General features: G+C 39.9%; 22 protein-coding genes. 1 reads left to right on the top strand and 21 read right to left on the bottom strand.

Annotation, left to right across the window (positions count from 1 at the left end; genetic code table 11):
• The 17 genes from E6C50_RS17145 to E6C50_RS17795 form a co-directional block, all read right to left on the bottom strand.
• Nucleotides 1-1,396, bottom strand: a 1,396-nt coding sequence (locus E6C50_RS17145) for a hypothetical protein (protein WP_136404476.1), incomplete at its 3' end; no start/stop codon positions are given.
• A gap of 1 nt (nt 1,397) precedes the next feature.
• Nucleotides 1,398-1,829, bottom strand: a complete 432-nt coding sequence (locus tag E6C50_RS17150) for a hypothetical protein (protein WP_136404477.1) — start codon at nt 1,827-1,829, stop codon at nt 1,398-1,400.
• Between the two features lie 183 nt (nt 1,830-2,012).
• Nucleotides 2,013-2,234 (bottom strand): hypothetical protein, encoded by a 222-nt coding sequence (locus E6C50_RS17155; RefSeq protein WP_136404478.1) that lies wholly within the window; start codon nt 2,232-2,234, stop codon nt 2,013-2,015.
• Nucleotides 2,235-2,677: 443 nt separating this feature from the next.
• On the bottom strand, nt 2,678-4,117 hold the full coding sequence (locus E6C50_RS17160) for a BspA family leucine-rich repeat surface protein (RefSeq protein WP_136404479.1): 1,440 nt from the start codon (nt 4,115-4,117) through the stop codon (nt 2,678-2,680).
• A gap of 4 nt (nt 4,118-4,121) precedes the next feature.
• On the bottom strand, nt 4,122-4,481 hold the full coding sequence (locus E6C50_RS17165) for a hypothetical protein (RefSeq protein ID WP_136404480.1): 360 nt from the start codon (nt 4,479-4,481) through the stop codon (nt 4,122-4,124).
• 253 nt (nt 4,482-4,734) lie between these two features.
• A complete protein-coding gene (locus E6C50_RS17170) occupies nt 4,735-6,069 on the bottom strand; it encodes a hypothetical protein (RefSeq protein ID WP_136404481.1) in 1,335 nt (444 codons plus the stop codon).
• Between the two features lie 17 nt (nt 6,070-6,086).
• Entirely contained in the window at nt 6,087-7,742 is a 1,656-nt protein-coding gene (locus E6C50_RS17175) for a BspA family leucine-rich repeat surface protein (protein WP_136404482.1), read from the bottom strand.
• A 96-nt stretch (nt 7,743-7,838) separates the two neighbouring features.
• Nucleotides 7,839-8,006, bottom strand: coding sequence for a hypothetical protein (locus tag E6C50_RS17785; RefSeq protein WP_168732847.1), 168 nt, complete (start codon nt 8,004-8,006; stop codon nt 7,839-7,841).
• A 13-nt stretch (nt 8,007-8,019) separates the two neighbouring features.
• The gene (locus E6C50_RS17180) at nt 8,020-9,384 is read right to left on the bottom strand and encodes a BspA family leucine-rich repeat surface protein (RefSeq protein WP_136404483.1); all 1,365 of its coding nucleotides are present in this window, start codon (nt 9,382-9,384) and stop codon (nt 8,020-8,022) included.
• Nucleotides 9,384-9,737, bottom strand: coding sequence for a hypothetical protein (locus tag E6C50_RS17185; RefSeq protein WP_136404484.1), 354 nt, complete (start codon nt 9,735-9,737; stop codon nt 9,384-9,386). The genes E6C50_RS17180 and E6C50_RS17185 overlap by 1 nt, the downstream gene beginning before the upstream one ends.
• A gap of 861 nt (nt 9,738-10,598) precedes the next feature.
• Nucleotides 10,599-11,345 (bottom strand): hypothetical protein, encoded by a 747-nt coding sequence (locus E6C50_RS17190; protein ID WP_136404485.1) that lies wholly within the window; start codon nt 11,343-11,345, stop codon nt 10,599-10,601.
• 328 nt (nt 11,346-11,673) lie between these two features.
• Nucleotides 11,674-12,069 (bottom strand): hypothetical protein, encoded by a 396-nt coding sequence (locus tag E6C50_RS17195; RefSeq protein WP_168732848.1) that lies wholly within the window; start codon nt 12,067-12,069, stop codon nt 11,674-11,676.
• A complete protein-coding gene (locus tag E6C50_RS17200) occupies nt 11,984-12,331 on the bottom strand; it encodes a hypothetical protein (protein WP_136404487.1) in 348 nt (115 codons plus the stop codon). The genes E6C50_RS17195 and E6C50_RS17200 overlap by 86 nt, the downstream gene beginning before the upstream one ends.
• A gap of 32 nt (nt 12,332-12,363) precedes the next feature.
• Nucleotides 12,364-13,008 carry an N-acetylmuramoyl-L-alanine amidase gene (locus tag E6C50_RS17205; RefSeq protein ID WP_136404488.1) on the bottom strand — a complete coding sequence of 215 codons (645 nt, stop codon included), beginning with the start codon at nt 13,006-13,008 and terminating at the stop codon, nt 12,364-12,366.
• Nucleotides 13,009-13,026: 18 nt separating this feature from the next.
• A complete protein-coding gene (locus tag E6C50_RS17210; RefSeq protein ID WP_136404489.1) occupies nt 13,027-13,401 on the bottom strand; it encodes a hypothetical protein in 375 nt (124 codons plus the stop codon).
• The gene (locus E6C50_RS17790) at nt 13,398-13,565 is read right to left on the bottom strand and encodes a hypothetical protein (protein WP_168732849.1); all 168 of its coding nucleotides are present in this window, start codon (nt 13,563-13,565) and stop codon (nt 13,398-13,400) included. The genes E6C50_RS17210 and E6C50_RS17790 overlap by 4 nt, the downstream gene beginning before the upstream one ends.
• A 431-nt stretch (nt 13,566-13,996) precedes the next feature.
• On the bottom strand, nt 13,997-14,167 hold the full coding sequence (locus E6C50_RS17795; RefSeq protein ID WP_168732850.1) for a hypothetical protein: 171 nt from the start codon (nt 14,165-14,167) through the stop codon (nt 13,997-13,999).
• A gap of 353 nt (nt 14,168-14,520) precedes the next feature.
• Between E6C50_RS17795 and E6C50_RS17215 the strand changes: the two genes are divergently transcribed.
• On the top strand, nt 14,521-15,183 hold the full coding sequence (locus E6C50_RS17215; protein WP_262712835.1) for a LexA family transcriptional regulator: 663 nt from the start codon (nt 14,521-14,523) through the stop codon (nt 15,181-15,183).
• A 160-nt stretch (nt 15,184-15,343) separates the two neighbouring features.
• On the opposite strand, the gene E6C50_RS17220 is transcribed toward E6C50_RS17215, so the two are convergent.
• From E6C50_RS17220 to E6C50_RS17235, 4 genes are all read right to left on the bottom strand, one after another.
• Nucleotides 15,344-18,592, bottom strand: coding sequence for a PKD domain-containing protein (locus tag E6C50_RS17220; RefSeq protein ID WP_136404491.1), 3,249 nt, complete (start codon nt 18,590-18,592; stop codon nt 15,344-15,346).
• Nucleotides 18,593-18,737: 145 nt separating this feature from the next.
• The gene (locus E6C50_RS17225) at nt 18,738-19,004 is read right to left on the bottom strand and encodes a hypothetical protein (protein WP_136404492.1); all 267 of its coding nucleotides are present in this window, start codon (nt 19,002-19,004) and stop codon (nt 18,738-18,740) included.
• A gap of 1 nt (nt 19,005) precedes the next feature.
• On the bottom strand, nt 19,006-22,158 hold the full coding sequence (locus E6C50_RS17230; RefSeq protein WP_136404493.1) for a hypothetical protein: 3,153 nt from the start codon (nt 22,156-22,158) through the stop codon (nt 19,006-19,008).
• A 12-nt stretch (nt 22,159-22,170) separates the two neighbouring features.
• Nucleotides 22,171-24,966 (bottom strand): hypothetical protein, encoded by a 2,796-nt coding sequence (locus tag E6C50_RS17235; protein WP_136404494.1) that lies wholly within the window; start codon nt 24,964-24,966, stop codon nt 22,171-22,173.
• Nucleotide 24,967 lies beyond the last annotated feature (1 nt).

Consider the following 24,967-nt stretch of genomic DNA (forward strand, 5'->3'; position numbering starts at 1 on the left):
AACCTTCTTCAAATTGAACGACACTAATTTTTTCCGCTAATTTGATGTTGACATCGGTAATATTTGCTTTGGCTTCAAGATCCGCAACATTTGCTTTTACAGCTAAACCGGAAGTCAACTCGTCTTTACTTGCTTTTAAATTCAAATCCGTGATATTGGCTTTGACCGCTAAATCGCTTAAATTCGCTTTTTCCGATAAACCTTCTTCAAATTCAACAGCGCTAATTTTTTCCGCTAATTTGATGTTGACATCGGTAATATTTGCTTTGGCTTCAAGATCCGCAACATTTGCTTTTACAGCTAAACCGGAAGTCAACTCGTCTTTACTTGCTTTTAAATTCAAATCCGTGATATTGGCTTTTAACGCCAAATCGCTTAGACTTGCTTTTTCAGCCAAACCTTCTTCAAATTGAACAGCACTAATTTTTTCCGCTAGTTTTGCGTTGACATCGGTAATATTGGCTTTGGCTTCAAGATCCGTTACATTTGCTTTGACAGCTAAACCGGAAGTTAACTCGTCTTTACTCGCTTTTAAATTCAAATCCGTGATATTGGCTTTTACCGCCAAATCGCTTAAGCTCGCTTTTTCGGCCAAACCTTCTTCAAATTGAACAGCACTAATTTTTTCCGCTAATTTGATGTTGACATCGGCAATGTTGGCCTTGGTATCCAGATCGATCAGATTGGCTTTTGTAGCCAATCCGTTATTCAGATCTACAATACTGATTTTATCGGCCAATTTGATGTTCACATCAACAATATTGGCTTTTAAATCCAATCCTGCATTTACAGCGGCTGTATTTGCCTTTAAAGCGAGTGCATCTGCAACTCCGGCACTGGAAACGGCATTATTACTTCCGGCAGTTGGCGTACTATCCACATCAACTGCTTTCGGCACACGTCCCCAAACCGTACCATTGGAAATTACCCAATCACCTATTTTATAATTTTCGCCCTGTTGCGTTCCGGCTACATTTACCACCCAATATTTTCCTTTATTAGCCGATGCTACGGGTAAGGCCGGAGTATTTGTTGTTGCGTCATAAATTCCCTGATAATTAACCGACCCAACAAGTGCGTCGTTAATTTGAGAAAGTGGTATTTTTCCGTCGACAAGATCGGCTTTATTTGGAAGACCAGCCGTTATATAATCGACCGCGTCTTTTAGTTGTTGATCAAAACCCAGAGCAGTCCATTCAATTCCATTATGACCTTCGAATTTCCCGGTTTCCGGGTTAAAACGAATACGTCTTTTCAGCTCTACTTCCGGTAATATATGAGTCTCGGAATCCTCAGGAACCTGCATAACAGCTGTAGCACTCACACCACCGCGAAACTCCGTAATGATTACGTCGTCTCCTGTCTTAATTGTTTTACCGTGTTCGTTGATTTTCATATTATCGTTTTGTATAAAGTATTATATATTGTGTGTTTGCTCTAAAATCCCAATTCGATAAAGTCCCGGTTATCGGGTCCAGTTGAATCACATCCATATCGATTTGTCCCATATACATGACGGCATTCAGCGTGGTATTTTTAAGTGCCTCAACCTGTAATTCAGACGTATCTGCGGTTGGAAAAACCGGTAAAAACCGATACGGAGTCGCAACCTTAGCAAATAGATCGGCATGAGCATTCGTATCCGTCATATGAGCGCCGATAGCTGCTTTGTCTGCTTTATTATCAAGATCGGTTCTAAGATTCTGAATTTGAGCTTGTGGAATAACATCGTCTTTATGCCAATAGCTTTCCATCCATTCCCAAAACTGAGATTGTGTTGGAAACAACCCTGTTTTAAACCAATTTTTTAAAATATTCTTATTTGCCATAATTCTCCTTTAAATTCAATAAATAGTACTATTTTTAAGGGTTTGACCTCCATTCGTTTTAGTACCGGATTTCGTTATCCGACCTGAATGTCTGCACACAGACCGACAGTTGTTTTTTCAAACCCTATTGTTTGTGTCAAAATACCGGACGGCTTTCGATATCCGGCTTCGACAGCTACCTATCTACACCATTGGTGCCGATTCGTTATTCGTTTGTTTTGCCGGTGGTTCCTGTAATCGTAATTTAAGTGCTCCGCAAACGGCCACAAAGATTCTTAAGACAGAACCCACCCATTCCGGTGCATTGATCTGTTTTAAAAACACAGGCATGATATCTGTTGTCTGATCGATTACAGCCAAAATGATTACTACCGTGAACAAAGTCCAGCTTTTCAATTTTCCCATAATTTGTTGTATTTATTTGGTTATTATTCTAATCCCATCTTCCTCCCGAAATAAAAGGTATTCGTATCCAGTTATTCGTACTCCTGTGGCAGTTAAACAGGAACGTTTTATCGTGTTCCGCTTTTTATCCGTATCAGCAGTGATGTCGAAACGGATGTATCGCGTTTGTTTTTCCGTATCTCAATCCCGGTACATTTGTATCTTCGATGCCAAATCAGCTTCCACTACTTTTTTGACTTTACTGTTTAGGTTGGTTATACAATTTTGTCCATGGGAATGCAGCATTATTTCGTCTTTATTTCAAAACGAATCCCATTTTGTTCAGAACTGTATTTGTATTGATTTAAACCCGTTCTCTCCCGGTGTTAAACCTGATTTATTCTGTAATTCATGCTATAAAACTTTCGTATTATTTCGGAATAATGCCTTTATGAACTATCGTTTTATCCGACAATAGTCCACCCTTTGTTTGTAGCAATCGCTCTTTCGTCGACCGTTAGTAATTGTGATCCCCAGTTATTTGTAATCGTAATTGTTTTAGACACGACTCCGGAGGCTAAATTTTTGAATATCTCGACCAGTGCTGGTTGTGAGAATTTACAGGACGAATAATCGATTTTATTTTTAGTCCCGAAAAAGGCTGCTTTCCGCAGGGAACCACAATTGGCAAACATGTCGCTAAAACCAACGCCTTCCGAGGTATTCAATAAAGGAACCGTTTCCAGAACACTGCACGAATGAAACATCGCCCGAAACTCGACTCCCTTTCTTGTATCCAACAAAGGGATGGTTCGCAATAGCGTACAGGATGAAAACATTCCGATAAATTCAATTCCATTTTCGGTATTTAATAACGGTATGGTTTTTAATGCCTTACATTCTAAAAACATACTGGTAAATTCTGTTCCGCTGGACGTATCCAATACCGGAACCGTTTGTAAAGCCGTACATCCTAAAAACATGCCGTTAAAACTTCTTCCCTTTGCGGTGTCGAACAGCGGAATGGTTTGCAATGCCATACATGAAGCAAACATGCTGCTAAAACTTATTCCGTTTGAAGTATCCAGTAAGGGTACTTTTTTCAGGGCAATACAGGATTGAAACATATATCCGAAATCCATTCCTTTAGATGTGTCGAATACAGGCACTTTCTCCAGTGCCGAACAAGATGCGAACATGTAACCAAAATCGGTTGCACTTGACGTATCGTTTATCACAACCGACTGTAACAGATTGCAGGCAGAGAAACACCGGCGAAAACTGGTAATCGCATTGCGACCGATAAAGCAAAATGCTTCCAGGTAGCCATGATAAAGCGTTGATCCACCAATAGTAAGACTGGTCATGTTTTCACCACTCATTCGAATATCCATCCATCCGGTACTATAATACGTAAGGGAAGGTTGTCGGTGTCTTCGCTGTAAATTAATACTTGTCAGCGCCTGGCCAGATTGGGGCGTAACGGTAACTATAGCCTGTCGGAAACCGCCAGACGTATCGGCTCCTTTAAAGGAATCGAACGCATAAACATGGGACGCCAATGCACCGGATGTGAAATTTTCGATATTTCCATCACCCCAATCCACTGTATAGTCGGCCGTAGCGGAAAGCGCTATAAAATTGCTATCTTCCAATATGGCATGCAATCCTACAAACTTCTGTTCGCCTTCCACTACCCGGTGTTCTATTGGCAACCAATCTTTAGGACGTACCCAATCCGGTGGATCCGTTTCCCCTCCATCGGTGGTTATTTCACGGATCTTCCCGGCATAATCCCGAAAGGTCGTTTCCTCAGAAACCGTCACGCCTTTCGAAATAATGGCATCCCGTATTTCATTTTTTGTTTGCCCCAGATGTATTAATTTATCTGCGATTGTTCCCATTCTTTTATATTATTTGTCCATTAATGGCATCCAGCGCATTTGTTATCGCTCCGATAGCGCCATTCACCGCATCGACGGTAGGAAATTTTGTTCCGGTAGTGTCCGGAGCCAGACTGTTTTGTTTGTTTCCGTTATTTTCTCTGGATACCACCAAAGCAACATGTGCCTGTGCATCGGTGAGATGCTCCGCAAATTGCGTTCTCGTCACCATTTGATCCAGTTCCAGGTTAAAACCCTCGATTTTATTCGCCGGAATGGTTTCCTCCTTATGCCAGAACGACCGGAATGTTGCGTCAAATTGTGATTGTGTTGGTTTTTTACCTTGTAAAAACCATTGCAATATTTGATCAAGTGGTGTTGCCATATTTTGTTATGTATTTAAATTACTACCCTACCCACATTTATTATAGCAAGAGACCGTCCGCTTCCTGTTATGGATGCCGAATTCGTCCTCTATCTGAAGATGGTCTGATTATCTTAGACTTTATGGTAAGTGTCGGGGCTTTTGTTACACTATTTATTATTATCTCAAACCTTCTGATGCTGCATTTTGACCCGATATTAAAGTGTCTTTAACTCGCGGCCAGATATGATTCTATGTAGTAGCGTTTGTCTTTTTAATAAATTCTGAAATAGAATCTGTTTTCTTTGTCACTTCCAATAATTTCCGCCCATCCGCTTGCCGGGATTGTTACCGAAGTATTCGATAGGCCCGCGATCCAAAGTGTGGTTGCTCCAGCCCGGTTGATGGTTATGGTGTTTCCGGTGTTATTGATGATGGTATACCGGTAACTGGCAGCATTTTCTACCGGAATGCTCCAGATTGCATTCACGGTGCCGTTATATACCAAAGTGGTATGCAACGCTCTATTGTCGCCCCCACTAGTATCCAAAGGTGTAATTAATGTTCGTAATTGCGAATCGGTTAATCGGGATGCCGTAGTCGCAATCGTTCGATGTCCTAAGTCCGGCAATTCGGATTTAACGGGTACATGACCGCTTTTTTTCGGTAGCACAACGTCTACCCGGTCTACATTGCCCTGTGCTACATTAGGTGCAACCGATACCGCATATTTTGCCACCGGATTATTGAAATGCGATTCAAAACGTATTCCATCCAGTTTATAGGAAGCATAGCGGTCGTTGTCCGATCTGTTGTTTGCCGTATAGCCCATTACCACGCCTTCACCGTTAATCGCGTTTCTATTACGATTATCGTTTGTTCTAAATTCGATCGTGTTTTGTATCGTATTATCGCTTGCTGTAAGTACGGCATCGATAGTTGGCACTACAGGTGCTACTGCTTTTAAGGTTCCGTTGGGTTGTACCTGAACGACATTATCATATAGGAATTTTCCTTTCTGATCGGTATCCGCCGGCAGGTTTAACCGAACCGAACTGGGTGTGCTTTTATTTATAATGGCTCCGTCTAAATAAATATCGGTATAATTTGTCAGGGCCGGCATCGTCCACATAGGGCCATAACCGGTTAGCGCATTAAAACGTTCATTTTTTGTAAAAACATAGTTTTTCGAAACACCGTCGACCGATAGTCGTACGGGAATCATTTCGTTTTGTATGTTGATATCAAAGCTGTCTGGAGCTATGGTAAAAAAGAACAATCTGTTAAACTCGGGATATTCCGAAAAAAGATTTTCTTTTTCAAAATACATGTTAGCGTTGTCCGGATCACCAAAATCTGAGAACCATTCAAAATCCGACGTTATCGTTCCTTTTATAGCCAGATTGCCTTCTATAATTTGCTTTCCTGTAAAGGTATTTCCGCCGTTTAGACTTGCTTTATGTGCCAGATCGGTTTCGAGATCCTGGATATTCGCCTGTGGAATAGCCGCTTCTTTATGCCAAAACGAGTCCCATGCCAACCAAAATTGTATTTGCGATGGTTTTGTACTGGTTTTAAACCAGCTACTGATTTCTGCTAAACTTGTCATATTAAAATCTTGTTTTTTTATTCCACGATAATCCATCCTTTTTTAATCGCAACATCCCGATCTTCCGGTGCCAGAAAAGGAACACCCCAGTTATTTGAAATTCTAATTGTTGGACGATCTTCCCCTGGTCCCAAATGCTTAAAAATATCTGCCAGAGCATTTCTCGAAAGCTTACAGTTACTATAATCAATTGATTTTCTGATTTCTGCCAATGAGGCTTTACTTAAGTTTCCACAATTGCCAAACATGCCGATAAAACTCGTTCCTTTTTCCGTTTTCAAAGCCGGAATCGACTCTAATGCATTGCATTCCACAAACATTACACTAAAATCAACGCCACTTGAAGTATCCAGGTAAGGAATGGTTTGCAACCTCAGGCATCTGTTAAACATATTGGAAAAAATATTCCCATTAGATGTATTCAGAGGCGGAATTGTTTTCAGGGAACTACAGTTCATAAACATGGCATAAAAATTAGTTCCGCTTGACGTGTCGACTAATGGGATACTTTCCAGTAAAACACAGTTGGCAAACATGGCGTAAAAATTTTCACCTTTGGACATATCCAATACTGGAACATTTTCCAACCTGTAACAGGATGCAAGCATGTATTCGAAATTCGTTCCATTTGCCAGGTTTAACAACGGTATGCTTTTAAGACCGATACACGTTCCAAACATATAGCCAAAGTCCGTTCCATTTGCCGTGTTTAATAACGGTACACTTTTAAGACTGACACATGACATAAACATGTTGGAAAAAGTTACGCCTTCGGACGTATCGAACTGCGGAACGGTTACCAGAGAAAAGCAATTCTGGAACATATAACTAAAATCGCGTCCCTTTGCAGTCTCTAATAACCCAACCGCCTGTAAGTCATAACAACTAGCAAACATGCTGTTAAAATCAACGCCACTTGTCGTATCAAATGACGGGACATTTTTTAAAGTCAAACACTCCTGAAACATCTGACTAAATTTTTCTCCTTTGGCTGTACTTTCCGACAATGAAACCGATTGCAAAGCGGTACATCCCGCAAAAAACTTGGTAAAATCGGTTATGGAACTGTGCCCTAAAAAACAAAAATATTCCAGATATCGGTGTGATACAGCGCCTCCGCTAATCCTAAAATCGGAAATAGTTTCACCGCTCACCCGGATATCCAGCCATCCGGAACTATACGAACCCGTACCGGCATTAGGATGTCGTTCCCGTAAACTGATGCTTGTTAGTACGTGTTCTTTCTGAGGCGTCACAGTGACTATCGCCTGGCGATAACCCAGGGATCTCTCTGTTTTTTTGAAATCTTCATACGAATAGAAGTGTGAAGCCAACGATCCTGAGCTAAAATTTTCGATCTTTCCATCCCCCCAGTCAACCGTATAATCGCCGGTAGCCGCAAGTGTAATAAAATTACTATCTTCAAATATCGCGTGTAGTCCTACGAACTTTTGTTCGCCTTCTTCCACTCTGTTTTCAATGCGCAACCAATCGTCCGGGCGCTTCCATTCGACCGGATCTTCATTACCATCAACAGAGATCTCACGGATTTTTCCGGCATATTCTCTAAAGGCCATTTTGTCTGGAATCGTTACTCCTTTTGCGATAATCGCATCCCGAATTTCAGCTTTCGTTTGTCCTAAATAGGTTAGTTTGTCTGCAATTGTTCCCATTATACTACTTGTTGTTTATTAGTGGTTGCTGATTCGTCCATTTTTAGCGGTAACCGATATAATGCTGCTCGATACGGATACGATATCGAAAACAATCTACGATTCCGTGATAATCTCTTGCACCTGTTGCTCTCTTTCGATCCAATCGCTTAAATCGGTACCGACAGGCGCTGTAACTCTGTTTGCGGTTTGTTCTCCGTTATATAATTCCCTACCTTCTTCGGCAATTATTTCAATAAAAAATTCGGTTGTATTTGTTATCATAATTTTATTTGTTTTATCCTACAATAGTCCATCCCTTACCGGTTGCAATCGCTTTATCGCTCGCGGTTAACAATGGCGCTCCCCAGTTATTTGTAATCGTTACCGTTTTTGAGGTTACGCCCGATGCCAGGTTACTAAACACCTCAACCAAAGCCGCTTTAGAAAGCTTACAACCCGCATAGGAAATTGTATTTTTGGCTCCTGATAATGCTGCTCTGTTTAGCGAAGCACAGTTGGTGAATGTGTTGCTAAAAGTTGTTCCCGCAGATGTTTTAAATAAAGGAATCGTTTGCAATCCGGTACATCCGGAAAACATATTACTGAAATCCGTTCCTTTTCCTGTGTCAAATAAAGGCACGGTTTGTAAGGACGGACATCCCTGAAACATATAACTAAAATCGGTTCCTTTTGACGTATTGAGTAGTGGAATGGTTCTTAAAGACACACACGATTCGAACATACTAATGAATACGGTTCCATTGATCGTATTCAATGCGGGAACGTTTTGGAGTGACGTACAGAATGAAAACATGATGCTAAAATCCAATCCTTTGGCTGTATCAAAAGTCGGAACACTTTGTAGCGACGCACATCCGTAGAACATACCGCTAAAATTCGTTCCGTTTGCCGTATCGAATAACGGAACCGTTTTTAAAAAGGTACAGGATTCAAACATCGAGCTAAAATCGCTACCCTTTGCCGTATCCGAGAATGCTACGGATTGTAATTGTGAACATCCGTAAAAAAAGCGGTTGTAACTGGCTATCGAACTTCCTCCTAGATAATTAAACGCTTCCAAATAGGCATTCGTTAGTATCGATCCGCCAATATTCATACTACTCATTGACGTTCCACTCACGCGGATATCCAACCATCCGCTACTGTATACATTCAAACCGGCTTGTTTGTGTTTTCTTTGCAGATTTATGTTGGTCAGATTTTGTCCGGTTTGAGGTGTCACCGTAACAATAGCCTGACGATAACCGCGCGTACTTTCCGTTCCTGGGAAGGAGCTGTACGAATAGCTATGATAGGCCTGAACGCCTGAAGCATAATTTTCGGTTACGCCATCCCCCCAATCGACCGTATAATTACCCGTAGCCGAAAGCGATATAAAATTACTATCTTCAAATATGGCGTGTAACCCTACAAATTTCTGATTGCCGGCAACTACCTTGTCTTCGATACGCAACCAATCGGCCGGGCGTCTCCATTGCAACGGGTTTTCACCGGTTTCTGTTTTAATTTCCAGAATCTTACCGGCATAATCTCTAAAAGGTGTTTCCTCCGAAATGGTTACCCCTTTAGCTGCCATGGCATTTCGTATTTCAGTTTTTGTTTGTCCTAAATAAATTAGTTTATCTGCAATTGTTCCCATTATACTGCGTGTCCGTTTATGATGTCGATTGCATTTGCAATATTTCCAATAGCTCCATTTACCGCATCAACGGTTGGAAATTTTGTTCCCGTGTTGTCTGGTGTCAGACTGTTTTGTTTGTTTCCGATATTTTCTTTGGAAGCCAGCAAAACAGCATGTGCCTGCTGATCGGCAAGGTGTGCTGTAAATTCTGTTTTCGCCACCATCTGACTCGTATCAAGACCTTCAATTTTGTTTGCCGGAATGATCTCATCTTTATGCCAGAAAGACCGGAATGTTTCGTCAAAATTTGACTGTGTTGGTTTCTTACCTTGTAAGAACCACTGTAATATGTCATTAAGAGGTGTCGCCATATACTTGTATTTATAAAATTTATTACTCTAAAGTTGATGTACTAAAAAGGTATTTTTAGTGGAATTGTGATTGCAACCGTTTCGAAAAACGAAGCCCATAGGAATGCGTTGCGGCTTTTGAAAGGCCATTTGATTCGTCCTTAGTCGGAAAAATCGATATAAAACACCCCCTTTTACCTATAACGAACCCATAAGTGTCCGGATAATAAAGGAAAATTTACAAGCTGTTATTCCTTGTAAATTTTAGAGCCCGTATTGTTACGTATAAAACCCTGTCGGAAGGCCGACCCCAGACAGATCGTCTTATGAGTTTTCAGAATCTTTCCCCTGGAAAAATCCCATGAAGCAGCAGATTAGTGTTCCCCAGAATCAAAGGTGATTTTCGAAAACGGAGCGCCCTATCCGACAAGATTTATATTTTTTGTTTTTGAAAAAACCAGAGGGTAATTCTCGTACGGAACGTCTCAAGGGTTTCCCCAGGAGTCGTTCCCTGCGAGCATCCCATGAGCAAGCTCAAGGGTTACTCCCGAAGGAAAGTCCCTCTGGATATTCTATATTTAATTTGTTTTGGGTTTGAAAAAAACCAGAGGGTAATTCTCGTACGGAACATCTCAAGGGTTTCCCCAAGAGTCGTTCCCTGCGAGCATCCCATGAGCAAGCTCAAGGGTTACTCCCGAAGGAAAGTCCCTCTGGATATTCTATATTTAATTTGTTTTGGGTTTGAAAAAAACCAGAGGGTAATTCTCGTACGGAACATCTCAAGGGTTTTCCCAAGAGTCGTTCCCTGCGAGCATCCCATGAGCAAGCTCAAGGGTTACTCCCGAAGGAAAGTCCCTCTGGATACAATTTTGCTATGACCTATTAACCAACAATATAATTTATGGCATCACCCGGTCCTGAAGATCCTAAAACAATTTTAAAAGCTACCGGCAATGATCGGTACGGTCTTCCGTTGATCATTATTTCCAGCATAATTTGAGCCGGAACAAAAGGCTTTCCATGTGTTGTGAACTTAAAATCTCCTGGTTTAAAGCGGCTACCCGAAGGTGAAAATCCTTTGTATTCTCCTTCATAATTCGGTTTGAAATAATGAATGGGTTCCAAATCCAGAACCGATTCTTTTGCATCTATCACATATACCGATTTTCGATTCCATTGTTTGGCATCCATTTCCCGTTCCTGGGCGAAATGTGCCTTTCTCATATTACCGCTTTTCAGTTTCTTTTTCTGTTTATAGCGTTTTATGATCACTTTTGGCTCATACTCCATGATATCCGCTACTCCATCCAATCCTTCCAGGGTAATATGCATTTTTTTGTATAGTACCGTTTGCCCCAGAATATGCGTATAACCATGTATGTTTTCCGGTTCTCTGCCTTCTACCGATTCAACAATTAAATGCCCTACCGAAGTGTTTGGAAGATTTTCTGATCTATAAAAATCATAATACTTATTGTACGTTTCTGCCGAGGATCTGAGTGTTAGTCCGAAATTAAGTTCTTTTAAATGAACATAACTGTCAATCAATTCTGAAAACTCTCCCTCCGTAGGACGGTCGCCCGTTTCAAAATACGTTTTAAGTTCTTCTCTTGTCGTAATATTTTTCATAATTCATGTGCAAATGTTTTTCAATATGCCCTTGTCATATTGAACCATTTATTTGTATTTTTTGGTTGTTTTTATTAGCAAAAGCTATTTTGTTTTTGAATTTAATCTGAAAGAATTTTACTACTTTTACACACTTGCAAAATTCAACTATTTTATCTCAATCCGGGGTATTTTTTTGTTTTGAATTCTGTAGTTGCAGTAGGTATTACTTATAGCGTTTTCGGTATTACCAGGTTATTAAGCATTACAAAATTGAACTATTTTTATTTTGTTTTGAACTTTTTTGCCCGTTCAATTCTGTAGTTGCAACTCTTATTTTTTTGTTGTTTTAATGCAGCAGTAATACACCTACAACCAGGCCAATAGCCAGGCCGCCCAAGCCATACAAAAAACCACTACCGGTAGTACTTTTCGCGGTCTTAAATTGTTCCTCTTTGATCTTTAACTGCTTCTCCGTTAGCTGTAGCGAATTTTCCATAAGCTTGTTTTGCTGCGTCATAAAGCTGATCAATACATCTTTTTCTTTTTGGATTTCGATACATTTTTCGAGGTTTTCTTCAACCTTATTTACCCTAAGCCGATCGTAATCGGCCAGGTCAATGAGCACCTTTCGGGCGATGTCTTTAGCAATCACAACACTATCTTTCTGAATAGCGTTTTGTGAGCTGGCGTGCCAGGCTGTCAGCATCATTAGAATTCCTAATATTTTTTTTAATTTGTTCATAACGCATATTATTTTCTTTTGCCCAGACAATCTCCTCATAAAGTGATTTTTCGTTTTCAGCGATTAGCGTCAACTGCTTTTTTTTCAGCAGTTCGATACTATCCAATTTCGTTACATTCTGTTCTTTCAGTAATTCCAGTTCGTCAATCTGTTGTTGGAGTACAACATTGAGTTCTTTTTTTAAAAAATACATTCGAATGTTTAATCCGAGGATGATCAAAATCAAAATACCAAAAGCATAGAACAGCACCTTATCTCTCATTTTCTTTATTTTTATATCGCGTTTTCAGTTTTTTATGCCAATGCTTTCAGCATATCGATGAGTTCTTTCTGCGGATGCACATCTGATTTATCCGGCCTGAAAGAAACATGTGCCCAAATTCCGCTTTCACCACTTAAAGCTCTTTTGTTGCATTCGAACATAATCGGTCCTTTATAGTCTAACGGAATTGCGTAACGTTCGCCCCAATATTCCAATAGTTCTCTTAAGGATGTGATCTGAGCCGTTGTATATTTTTCAAAATACTGGTAACCGCGGAATGCTTTTTCATAAAACGTCACATTTTCTTTTTTTACCTCCTGACCGGAGAATGAATAAAACTTACCGTTTTTAGTGGTCAATCCGCCCCAGCTATCGAGTTCAATCCCGATAAATTCTTTATTACGCTGGGTATTTAATGCCGGCAGTTCAAATCGTTTAAAGTGTTCCTGTTTTATTCCTAAATGATGGGCCCAATATTGCGAAGAATACAACTGATGGATTCCGCCATCTCTAGCGATGATTATAGGTGTTGCAACACGTTCCGCAGTGGATTTCCACCATTCGATATCGCCCAAGACCGAGTCGCCAGAGACGGTATGATGCAGCACAATTCCTTTTTTTTTTGTGACTTCCCTGTAATATTGATCTTCAGGAAAATCATGACTTATTATTTTCATCCGTTATCCTTTTTTTAACTATTTCACATCGTCATTATCTTCTTTCTCATTTGGGTTTTTGCCTGTATTCACTCCGTATGTTTTTTCTATATAGGCTTTTACCGCTTTATCGATCCAGCTTGGAAGATTTGTGGTAATCATTTTCAGAAATTTATCATACCCATAACCCAGAACAAAAAGCATCCCTGTAGAATACCACTTGTCGTTTACATTCGCTTTATGCATGACATAACTCATCGTAAAGCCCACGATTATCACAATCAACAATGTTACAATGTGTTCCCAGGGCTGCTTTTTTTCTTTATTCTGGATTGAAATCAACACGCGCAATAGTCCACCTGAAAAAGCTACTGCTGTCCCAATAAATAGGATTTTGAAGTTTTCCAAATTCATTCTTCCTTATTTATCAGGTACATATTATCTAAAAAGCTTTTGCTTTTTTTAATGTTCTGACGTTCATCCAAATAGGCGATATCATCAATAATATCGTCAATATCTTTTTCCTGCTCATCAAACACTCCTTTCTTTCCTTTAGTTGCTTTCTTTTTTCTTTTCATAGTTATTTAGGGTTTTCATTTGTATTTATAGTTCTGGTAAGCTTTAATCTAAAAGGAGTATCGTTTCAAAAAGCACAAAAAAGGCCTCTGTTCTCCAAGCCAATGCTTAAAAAACCTATTCTTTTTTCGCTTTATTTTTTTAGTATCTGTAAGGCGCCACGAAACAATAGTCATTGATTCAGGTCTCTTAGAACCGGCTTACAGGCCTGTTTTCAGAAACCAAAGAGGCGTTACCCTTTTTTAGAAATGTACTTAACTACTTGCTACATCCGGCACGGCACCGTCTGTTCTTCTTTTATAATGGTAGTTCCATTTTAAACAGCCTTTTACTGCAGTTTCCGGCTTTATACACAACCGAACCAAAGGAATCTGGTTCTTTGTTATCCTGACAGAACCAGAAGAGGTTCCATCCTTTATCAAGACGTACAATTTCAGTAATCATTTTGATCGTCAGTAAGGATGTTGTAAATAGTACGCTCTGATAAAAACAACATCTCTGTCAATTCATTGACAATTACCTTCATTTGCTTGCTTTGATTATCCGTCACATAGTTCGTAACGAATTCTTTTCGTTTTTCAATTAATTCTCGGTTTCTTTTCATGGTTGATAAATAATTTGGTTGTTTAAAGAAATTGATTAAAATAAATTTTATATTTAGTATAGTTTTTACGCAAATAGTTCCATAAAAAAATTTAAACGCGCACGATTACGCACTATGTTCGTGTTTTTACATTTTACACCTACAACCCAATGAAACAAAATAAAACACTGTATTCTAAGAGCCTCACCTAATTACACGGATAAAAAAGACACTGTTAAATGTTGCATATATTTCGTATATTTGCATCAATCTTAAATGCTACACGACAAATATGCGAATTTTGTTCGTGTTTACAAAACAAAAAAGAGTACAATTTGCGTTTTATTTTGTTTAATTTTTACAAAAATCTCATTATGAACTATTTAGAATTCAAAGAAATCAGAAAAAACTTGAACATGAAGCAGTCTGAGTTATCAAAATCGATTGGTGTCGGTATTAGAGCGATACAGTACTGGGAAAAAGGCGAACGAAAAATCCCCGAGACGACCGCGTTTTTCATGAAAAGTCTGTTAGCCAAAAAACAAAAGGCGACTAACGAAAACGGTTCACCTGTAATTTTTTCCGATTTAAAGATTATGAACGTGCCGCTTGTAAATCAATACGCGCAAGCCGGTTACCTGAATGGCTTTGCCGACGAAGAATTCACGGAGAGCCTACCTACCATTCCATTTACTGACGACGTCGAGCATCGTGGCGAATACATGTGCTTTGAAGTCAAAGGCGACAGTATGGACAACGGATCCTATGAGAGTTACCTTGAAGGCGACATTTTATTATGCAGAAATATCAGACAGGATTTCTGGATGAGCAAACTGCATTATAACAAATGGGACTTTGTCATTATCCATAAGGAAAAAGGCATTCTGGTAAAACGTATCATCAACCACGATGTGGAAAACGGAATTATTACGCTACATTCTTTAAACGACTATTATGACGATTTTGAAATACACCTAAAAGATGTAGCCAAACTCTTTAACATCATCAGTACAAGACGCAAAAACAACCGGCGATAGTAAAATATCCCTCCAACCATTAACGTGGTTTCTTTAAATTCTCAAAAAATCAAACAAACAGAAACGTCGGGCCTTTCGGCCCTTCGTTTACCTGTCATAAAACAACCTCAACCTGCTCACTACCTCAATTAATTTAACCTACTACGTTCGACTACAATGCCTATGTAGGCTGTGGAATTTCACTGTAAACCGAATAGCCATTGGCAAAATAGTCATTTGCTCCACTAACCTGAAGATTATACACCCGATAATTTCCAGTTATAAATTCGTTGTTTTGCAACGGTTCTCTTTTTTCAAACTCCCGTAAGAGTATATCACCTAAAGCCAACTCACCTATTGGTAGCGTCGGAAGATGTAATTTTGTTTCTTCCGGCTGGTAAGACTTCCATCCGCTTTCTGTACGAACAGGATGTGGTCCTGTCATAAAAGGCACTTCATCATTCAAGCGGTATAATCTTACATTTGCCATATAATCAACCTTAGCGATCACCTTAACCGCACCCGTATACGATTTTAAAGTATCTCCCACTTGAATCTCTTCTATATTCTTACTCGGCCCGGTTATCATACTAATTTTTGTACCCGCAATAAAGGAGGTTCCGTTGCCCGTTGGCGTTGACGCTTGTCTTACTATTAACGGAACCGTATGCAATTCCGATGAATGATACTCTCCGTCGCTAGCTATCAAACGCACTCCTACCGTATATTCGCCTGGATTAAGTCCTGTAAACGTATGCCCATTGGACGTTGAAGTCACTAACGATTCACCGTTAAAATACCATTCATATTGTAATCCCTGAATATTACTTGGATTACTCGTGACTGCATTAAGAGCTATTATATCATTTGTAGTTGGCTCTAAAGGACTCACATTCAAACTGGTAATTGTTACCTGTGTTTTCACATTAAGCTCAATAGAAGCGGATCCTTCTAAACCATCCGAATCTCTAATGGTTAACTTAACCGTAAAGACTCCGGCAGACGGTAACGTAACACCTACCGGATTACTGGCCCCTCCAGAAATAATTACATTAGGATCATCACAGGACCATATATAACTTGCATCCGTAATGAGGCCTGTGCCCGCTGTTACTTCTCTGTAAATTTTCACATAATTTCCTCCGGGTACATATAAGTTTGTATGAGAAGGCGTAAGACTTACCGTAGGCGGCGTACCGGTTTGTGGTTGTTGGGGTACGTACCAATCTGGAAGCGTTACCACCTGAGAACAACCATTAGCTGTTGAAACCAGCACCGTGATCGGATTTCTTCGGGCGACATTAAAGAATATATTTTTAACATTTCCAGCAGCATCCGGTTTTAAAGCTACATAGCTTCCATTACCCAGAAAATCCCATTGATAATCATATTCTACTCCATTCGTATTTGAAACGTTAAACGTCACAACGGTTCGCGTCGAATCGCCTTCCGGATAATCAAACTTAACAGCACTGATTGTTACCGCTGGCACTGGTAAAAGTTTAACCTTACAATTGGTTGCTTTTCCGTTTACGGTAAAACTGATTTCCTGATTCTGCAACGCCGTTTCAACCTGGCTGGGATCGAATATATATTGTCCGTTGATCTTTCTAACACCTCCAAGAAGGCCATTTCCGGCAACAGCTTTTACTTCGCCATTTGATGGCGTTACGGTAAAGACCATCGGTTTTCCATTTTTACAAACCGTCGCAGATGGAAGGCTTAATGAAATCGGTGTTTTTGGTGTACAACAGATATAAGGCAAGACAAAATCGGCAATAACCTGTGGTTCTTCTTCCGATTTATAGACCAACACAAAAGTACTGCCGCTAAAAGCGCCACCTCTATGTTCCAATCCTGGATTTTTGCCAACAAAATCAACAAAATCAGCCTTATAAAAATCTTTATTATCCTGTAGCTGCGCGAGTGACACACTCATCACCTCAAAGCCCAGCTGCTTCGTATTTTTTATCGTTTGAATCACGTCGACTACTTCGCGGTAATCACCGCCCTGATGCCCTTCAATAAGATAATAAGGCATCTTATCCGTATTGTAATCAAGTGGCATTTGTACGTTAAGTGCAGTCGAAAGATTCGTTTTATCATAATGTAAATTCGTATCGAAAGCTCTGTTTGTAGTTTTATCAAAATTCCAAAGGCGCAAAAGCTCATCCGAAATGGTATAATAAAACGGGATGGCACGATCTCCTAACGAACTTTTGTTCTGTGATGGTGTAATGGTAATTTCAGCACCATTATTGGTCGGATTTCGAAACGACAACGTCAATACATTAAAACGTTCAATTAACACCCTAACCCGTAGTGTCTTTTTTTCGCTGTCTAAAACAGGCGAATTATAAAACTGATGTCTGGTATAATCGTATCCATCTGTTGGAATGAATTTCCCAAGAATCACGTGATTTGGGAAAGAGCCTACATCGGGCAAGGCTTTCGTAAACGAACTTGGCAATAATCTGACAATTTCAGCATAGGTTTCCGCTAAGTCTTTAAGGACATCGTAGGCATACTGAAAATTATTATTCTGATTAGCAAGCTGATTTAGCGTATTCACAAAGTTGGATCGATCGACCAACGGGATGTTCATTTTCCCCGAAATAAAATCAATGTTTGTAAACATCCAGCTGTAATCGCTTTCCGTTGTACTATTTTTATAGGCCTGTTTTAACAGTTCCGGGGTTCTTAATTCCGGCGTTAAAATAACGCGTTTTAATTTTTTAGCTGTTGTTACGTCCCCCGAAATCACACGTTCCGGGAAAACCTTATCCTTAGCCAGAATCCGGTCTATACTATCCTTTGTTGTGACCAACACTTTTAGGTTTCGAATTTGTTGGATTCCGTGATTATCACAATCCACGCCACGACATGGTTTTACTTCTTTCTCATAACTTTCAAGATAAAGCAGCAAGTATTTGTCGTCAAAATTGCCAAGCGTAGCCAACGGTCTAAAATTCTTTGTCGCTTCTTCGGCTGTTGCCAATTCCCAAAGCTCTACCTCCAGATCTTCAGTTTCGTCATTATAAAATGGCGGATACACGGCTTTACTATTGTCATAAACCCTCCAATGTGTAAATTCCTTATGGGATATGGTCATGTCTTTTAGTTCGCTCATATAGGTGTCGCCACTTAAATCCTGGGTTTTGCTTTTCTTGTTTAATGTAAGCAAATCCCCATCTGTAGTGATGGCAACACCTTGCGAAAGCATCATTTTGGTAAGCAGGCCATTTTCGTAAATCGGTTGTGGCTCTAAACCACACACAATTCCTACGCCTTCCAGCATAACCCGGGACAAGCGGTCCTGATCTTCAAAAAAATCCAGGAACTCGTTGAATTGTAGATCCTCTACTCGTTGCCCTTTACTAAACTTTCGGTATTGGGTTGCGATCTTATTTAATTGATAATTGTAATTCATTTTTAATAATTTAAATGGTTTAGCAGCTTTCTCAGGAAGTTATACTGCGGTTATTTTGCATTCCATTACGGTAACATAAGTCCCGCAGTATTTGTCCTGATTGTATTCAAGCGTGACGCGTTTTATAAATCCTTTAAAGATGTTATTACTTACAACTTTTGCATCCACAACCCGTATCCACATGAGCTGCCTTTTTCTCCAACGTTCCTAAATAGTCCCTGTATTTTGCTATAAAAGCATCGGCAGATTGCGTCATAATAATCCTATCTTCTACGGTATCAAAACAAAAAAGAACCTCTTCATTATTCATTACCATAATTTGTTTTATGTCGATAACGGCATCGCTTGTGGTTAGCAAACTGTTTACGTCGATGACGATTCCGTCTTTTTCATATTGTTCGATCAGTCTCATATTATTTCTTTATTTCTCCTGTACAAGGGTTAATAGTCAGGAAGTTATTTTTCGGACAACCGTTATAAATTACCGCACCATCTAATTTCAATGTAGTCCACGCTACACCGCTGTGACAAGAACTGTCTGCACAAACCAATGAGAACGAAATGAATCCGTCGTTAGGTTGGTTTGCCGCAACAATAGCTTGTGCTTCTGCTGCTGAAATACTGTAAGTCCATTTACGAGATCTTCCAGAAGTTTCTCCATCCCCATAAGACTGTCCAGGCTGAAGCGCTGCGCTACCATTATTTAAGTTCACAATATTACTTCCGTTTGCCGCACTACCAAGTTGGATCGAGTTCGCTAATAATTTGAAACGAGCCGAATTACAAGCGTGTCCACCCGGACAAGGTCCTTTGGTGTCATGATATTGAATGGTAACTTCTAAACCGGATAAACATTTCACGGTGGTTTGTCCTTTAATTACAATCGGTTTAAGGTCATATTTTTTAGAACAACTGTTAGGGTTCGAAATGGTAATCGTTGGTCTGAAAGTCTCTTCCTGACCGGCAACAAGTTTGTATGTATTCCTGATTTTACCGTCTGATGGTACAGCACCCGACGATTTTTTACCATCACCAAAATCCATCACATAGGTCAAATTGGTAAGTGTTCCGGCAACAGTAAAGGTCACCTCAGCATCCGGATGATCCGGAACTTCTCCATGAATTGGTTCCGAAGCGGTTACCGTTACATTTGGCAATGCATGTACAATCATTTTTGCTTCCACTGGATCGTCGTTAACGGTAAAGCTGATTGTTTTACCTAAATCGGCTGCCGCCACAAGGCTTGGATCGAAGAAATTCTGCCCTGCGGTTTTGGTAACAACTTTCACTTCCCTACCGGCAATATTCGCTTTGATGTCGCCATCCAAAGGAATAATCGTAAATGGAACTTTTGCATCATTCTGACATAATTTAGCAGAAGGCAATGCCATAAATACCGGATCTTTTTTCGAACAACACAAATACGGCAATGCGAAATCGGCCAAAACGGCATTATGCTCTTCCGATCTGTAAATCAAGTATAAAGTACCTCCAAACGGTACACCGCCACCATGCTCTAATCCTGATTTCAGATCCAGGAAATCACCTAAAAATTCGGTATCTACCTTTTCTTCTTTGGCCGTTTGTGTTACAATTGAAATCCCGGAATCGGCAACCGCTTTAAAATCGATTGTATTTAATAATTTCAACTGATTATCCAAACCGGAAATCGTTCGTAAGGTTTGCTGTGCATTGACCTGATTACTAATATCGCTGGAAATCGAGACCAATTGTGCTCTCAGATCCTTGATGGATATGGTCGTCAACTCTGGGCCAACTGGTAAAACAGGAGTATCCGGTACCGTCGATCCATCACTAGGTGATGCAGCCGAAGCAATACTTGAAGCATCAGCCTGAGCAGCTGTAACATTATCTAAGCCATTCATCCGAGCGGTTACTGCGCCAGTGGTTGCCGCAGTTGCGACAGTAGCTGTTGCGGCAGTAGCCGTTGTAACCGTTGCATTGAGCGATCTGCTAGTGCTTTTTTCCAATGATAATCCGGAAACTTTAAATGCCAATCCATATTTATCCCTAAGGGCATTAATATTTTGCATGGCAATGGTATAGGGCATCCCTACAAAACCTTCGACTCTGTAAAAATCGTTGTGATCCATATTGTACAGCAACGGATTACGAATAAAATCGTCGGTTGCCAGATTGGTTTTATGGTAGCTAAGGTTATAGGTTTCCTTATAATTTTTTGTTTTTTCAAAATTCCATTTTTTTAACAGATCCAGATTCACATTATAATAAAACGGAATGGCTTTTTCACTTAGCGCAACCCCCGTGTTGGACGGTGTAATAACGATTGGGCCTTTAAACGATTGGAAATTTTTAAGTTTTTGCGTAAAACGGTTCGCCAACGAAATCAGTTTTTCTTTGTTTTCATCTTCATTGGTTGTGATTGGCGCATTATAAAAACTATGACGGTAAACCGTATGATCTCCAATATTTAACGGTGCTCCAACCAGTCCTAACATAAGGTGCTTTTGAAATGCGTTGATATCCGGACAACATTCGGATTTAAGATGCAATACCAATCCTTTGATTTCATTGTATGTATCCACTAAATCTTTTAGCAAATCATAACGGTACTGATAATCGTATGGAGTCGTATTTAATACCTGATCCAGTTTTCCTCTTAAGTCTAATCCACCAAAATCCATGGTGATATCAAACATCTCCGCAATATCATTAAAACTAGAATCCAGGTCGGAAATAAGCGTACCACTCTGAATGGCATTCTGAAATTTTGTACGTAAAGCCAATTCTGTTGTTACACTTCTATCCAGAATTACCCTTGGCACTTCAATATTTTTTAACTGGTTGTAAAGTAACTCGTAGTTATTATACTGTTGATAAATACTATCATATGCATTACTGTTAAGGGAATAGAAATCCAGGTCGCTTCTGTTTGCCAAAAGCACTTTAAGATCCGATACCTGTTCGGCTCCATTATTGTCGCAATCCACATCCTGACAAGGCGATTCCTCATTCGAATAGCTTTCCAGATATAGAATTACAACTTTATTTCGCACTTCCTGTTGTAATTCCGATACAGGATGAAAGGCAGTAGCAGTAGCGCCATTTCCTACCAAAGTAGTATAGTCGTCCTCGGTAAACAATTCCAATAACGGCATTTGTGTATTTCCACTATAGAAATGCTTATATTTATAGGTATCCAAATAGGGTCTGTAGTAGGCATATTTTTTTTCGGCCTCGTCTATTTTAACCTCTTTCGATCTTGATCCGGGAATATTTTGACGCAATGTAATCAGATCCCCATCAGTGGTAATACCCACACCTTGCGAAATCGTAATATATCGGAATGCCTGTTGTACCTGTTGTTGATGGTTCGGGTTTACCACTGAGATTCGTGCAGCAGTATCCGCCAATAAGCCCGTTTCAAAGCCGCAACCAATTCCAACACCACTTAGTCTGGTTCTTGATAAACGATCCTGATCTTCAAAATAATCAATAAACTCATTCAATTGCCCCTCGGTTAACGCCTGATTGACGTTGAACTTTCTATACTGGGTCGTGATACTATCTAATTTAGTGTTCATTCTTTTTCTGTTTTATATGTTTGATTGTCCTAGTATGATTTTTCCATCCAGACTGTCGTTATCGTCCACGGCACAGTCTAACAGCCTTCCCGGCTTATAGATATTATTTAAGCTGGTTAGCGCATTCAATAATGCTGTAGTACTGCTTCCCAAACTGCTAATATTATTTCGTGCTTTATCGAGAAGGAATTTCTTATAGGTCTTTTCGAAATTCGCCAGATCATTCATAGCTGTTTCGACCTCACCCTGTCTGTCGCCAACCCAACAAATTTTTGCTAAAACATGTGCCGGAAGTTCCTGTCGGATAACCGTTTCGGCATAGCGTCTAAAATCATAATCTGAAAAACGATAGGCATATCCGGAAAGTATTATACTGACACGGTAGGAATACGGATCAAAAATATCGTCCTCACAACCGTCTTCACAGGTGGTCATAAAAGCATTCGGATCGGCAGCACCAGAGCCACCATCGCCATCATACATCACTACAAAAGTGTCTTCAATAGCCATACAGCCAATACCACCCATCAAATCATAATTCTTAACCGTTGGTTTTAACGTCAGGTGATCCACCAGGAAGATTCCTTCTTCTGTAAAGCGATATTTGAAATAATCCACCAGATTACGGATTCCTGTTCTTAAGGCATCCTGCGACGTGTACGGGTTATTTTTTTTATGGCATGCGATCACTACCGGCTCCGGGGAATCGTCTACAACTTCCAGATAGAAATTATCCATTTCCGATCGGCGAACCATGATGTTTCCGATGCGTTCACCACCTACAAAAGTGATATCCAGCTTGTTTTCAAGATCTTCCTGATCAATCTGAATGATTTGAAAAACCGCTTCGTTTAACGTACTTGTAGCGCCATATTCAATTTTGAAGCTTTTAACACCACTTAGAATAACAGTATTATCCGTAGTGGTATCCTTAATTCTCCATTTAAAAGCCCTGGCACCGTTTTCTGTAACTTCAATAATTTGCACTGGCGAATTGGATACATTTCTATGGTTGTAATCTTTCATCCCCAACAATCGCGCAATTCTTTTTTGTACTCCGGAAACGTTACTGGTATTCCATATATCGTCATCGGCGGTTAGGGTATAATTATGCCCCAATCCTCTATCGGCACTCAATGTACTGTACTCGCTCAGGAAAACTTCTTTGTTTCGCAATACAATTTCATCTGTAGACACTCCGTAAAGTGTTTTCATCAGGAAGGTATAATCGCTAAATGTTTCTGCAAACCGGGCAATCAGGTGATCCAGAAGTTCGTTTCTTCGTTCTACACTATTGTCCAGTTCTTCATATAAAGCATCGGTAAGTACATCATCATTGTTGGTTACATAATTCTTAACCAGACTTTCAAAACCATTGATTCCTTTAAGTGCCTGAGTAAAATAGGTTCTTTTCAGTTTACCGTTTACACTCAGTATTTCTTTTACTTTTTCAAGATGTTTGAAATAACTGGCCAGTACTTTATCAAAAAACAACAAATACCCTTGCAACTGCTTGGCAAGTGCTTCTCTTTCCACACTTGGATTTCCAATAATTCCGGAGGTTCCTACACCATAGGTATCCGGGAATTCGTTTAAAATAGAAGCATAATTCCCCAGGTCATAGGCCGTTCCCTTAGGGATTTCCAATGTTTTGTTTAATCGTGCATCTTCGCGAAGTGCTTCCTGCTCCTGACGGAATTTTTCCAGGTATTCGTCTACTTTTTTACGGTTGATATTTAGTGGAAGCGATCCTTTGGAATAGCTAAAAGAACTTTGCTCACACAATACCGGCTTACGTCCTTCTGCAATACAGATTACCCATTCGTCACTTTGTTGTAAAGTGCCGTCACATCCGGCGATAGAAATTTCTTTGATTTCCTGAACGCCTTCAACTTTCATAATCACATTGATGATATCGGACAGTCGTACTTCTTTTCTTAGCTGACTGTTCTTAAGTTCTTCTGTATCGATAAAACCATTATCCAAAAGCGGTCCGTCAAAAATCTGATCGGTTGTATAGCCTTTGTCAAGCATCTGTTTTAAGGAATAGAAATGTACTTCCGGTGACAGATAATTGTTGATACTTCGCAATACTTTAGCGTGTACCAGTTCCTCATCGGCTTTGTTTGTAACGCCAATTCGGGCACAAACCGCGATACTTTGCGTTTCAATTTCCTTGATATCAACCAAATCCTCACAAAGGTTTCTATTGGCATGATAGCGCTCCAGGATTTTGATTCGGGTATTCGATCTGTCGCATATATCGGTTGTTTCTTCTCCTTCAAGGTCTTCTCCATATTCTACATAAAGATCATAAAGCCCTTTTACCGGAAAGCTTTTTATTTTGGCCGCACCTACTAAATCGTCCGGATTTAACGCCAGTTTTGTTGAATCACAATCGGCATAAATCAATTCAGTCCGAGGACGCCACCAACAATTTTTTACAGCGCGGCTGCTTCCTGATTTTAAACCAACATCGATAAATAACTTCCTGTAATCCAGCTCATTTAAAGGCCTTGAAGGCAGAATATCGGCCGCTTCAATAAATTGGCTATCAATACCTTGACCCACTTCATTCGAAGACAAAATATCTTCCATATTAAGATTCATACGCATCCCCAGATCGGTAATGGCATAACTTAACACTTCCAACGTAGTGATCCCGGGATCATGAGAATTATAATCGGTCCAAAGTTTACTACCCAGTTCTTCTATGTATTGAATACCTGTCTTTCGTAGGAACTGAAAATCTAACTGGTCTTCCGTTTCAACTTTTTTAGGTATACTAATATGACTATTTTCTGACATA

The organism is Flavobacterium supellecticarium (assembly GCF_004801375.1).
GTDB lineage: Bacteria > Bacteroidota > Bacteroidia > Flavobacteriales > Flavobacteriaceae > Flavobacterium > Flavobacterium supellecticarium.

Excerpts from the sequence above, each read along its gene's own strand:
- E6C50_RS17200 (WP_136404487.1), bottom strand. The coding sequence starts at position 12,331 with ATGAGAGATAAGGTGCTGTTCTATGCTTTTGGTATTTTGATTTTGATC.
- E6C50_RS17230 (WP_136404493.1), bottom strand. The coding sequence starts at position 22,158 with ATGAACACTAAATTAGATAGTATCACGACCCAGTATAGAAAGTTCAAC.
- E6C50_RS17795 (WP_168732850.1), bottom strand. The coding sequence starts at position 14,167 with ATGAAAAGAAACCGAGAATTAATTGAAAAACGAAAAGAATTCGTTACG.
- E6C50_RS17150 (WP_136404477.1), bottom strand. The coding sequence starts at position 1,829 with ATGGCAAATAAGAATATTTTAAAAAATTGGTTTAAAACAGGGTTGTTT.
- E6C50_RS17195 (WP_168732848.1), bottom strand. The coding sequence starts at position 12,069 with ATGAACAAATTAAAAAAAATATTAGGAATTCTAATGATGCTGACAGCC.
- E6C50_RS17170 (WP_136404481.1), bottom strand. The coding sequence starts at position 6,069 with ATGACAAGTTTAGCAGAAATCAGTAGCTGGTTTAAAACCAGTACAAAA.
- E6C50_RS17160 (WP_136404479.1), bottom strand. The coding sequence starts at position 4,117 with ATGGGAACAATCGCAGATAAATTAATACATCTGGGGCAAACAAAAAAT.
- E6C50_RS17175 (WP_136404482.1), bottom strand. The coding sequence starts at position 7,742 with ATGGGAACAATTGCAGACAAACTAACCTATTTAGGACAAACGAAAGCT.
- E6C50_RS17225 (WP_136404492.1), bottom strand. The coding sequence starts at position 19,004 with ATGAGACTGATCGAACAATATGAAAAAGACGGAATCGTCATCGACGTA.
- E6C50_RS17190 (WP_136404485.1), bottom strand. The coding sequence starts at position 11,345 with ATGAAAAATATTACGACAAGAGAAGAACTTAAAACGTATTTTGAAACG.
- E6C50_RS17205 (WP_136404488.1), bottom strand. The coding sequence starts at position 13,008 with ATGAAAATAATAAGTCATGATTTTCCTGAAGATCAATATTACAGGGAA.
- E6C50_RS17185 (WP_136404484.1), bottom strand. The coding sequence starts at position 9,737 with ATGGCGACACCTCTTAATGACATATTACAGTGGTTCTTACAAGGTAAG.
- E6C50_RS17215 (WP_262712835.1), top strand. The coding sequence starts at position 14,521 with ATGAACTATTTAGAATTCAAAGAAATCAGAAAAAACTTGAACATGAAG.
- E6C50_RS17165 (WP_136404480.1), bottom strand. The coding sequence starts at position 4,481 with ATGGCAACACCACTTGATCAAATATTGCAATGGTTTTTACAAGGTAAA.
- E6C50_RS17180 (WP_136404483.1), bottom strand. The coding sequence starts at position 9,384 with ATGGGAACAATTGCAGATAAACTAATTTATTTAGGACAAACAAAAACT.
- E6C50_RS17790 (WP_168732849.1), bottom strand. The coding sequence starts at position 13,565 with ATGAAAAGAAAAAAGAAAGCAACTAAAGGAAAGAAAGGAGTGTTTGAT.
- E6C50_RS17785 (WP_168732847.1), bottom strand. The coding sequence starts at position 8,006 with ATGATAACAAATACAACCGAATTTTTTATTGAAATAATTGCCGAAGAA.
- E6C50_RS17155 (WP_136404478.1), bottom strand. The coding sequence starts at position 2,234 with ATGGGAAAATTGAAAAGCTGGACTTTGTTCACGGTAGTAATCATTTTG.
- E6C50_RS17220 (WP_136404491.1), bottom strand. The coding sequence starts at position 18,592 with ATGAATTACAATTATCAATTAAATAAGATCGCAACCCAATACCGAAAG.
- E6C50_RS17235 (WP_136404494.1), bottom strand. The coding sequence starts at position 24,966 with ATGTCAGAAAATAGTCATATTAGTATACCTAAAAAAGTTGAAACGGAA.
- E6C50_RS17210 (WP_136404489.1), bottom strand. The coding sequence starts at position 13,401 with ATGAATTTGGAAAACTTCAAAATCCTATTTATTGGGACAGCAGTAGCT.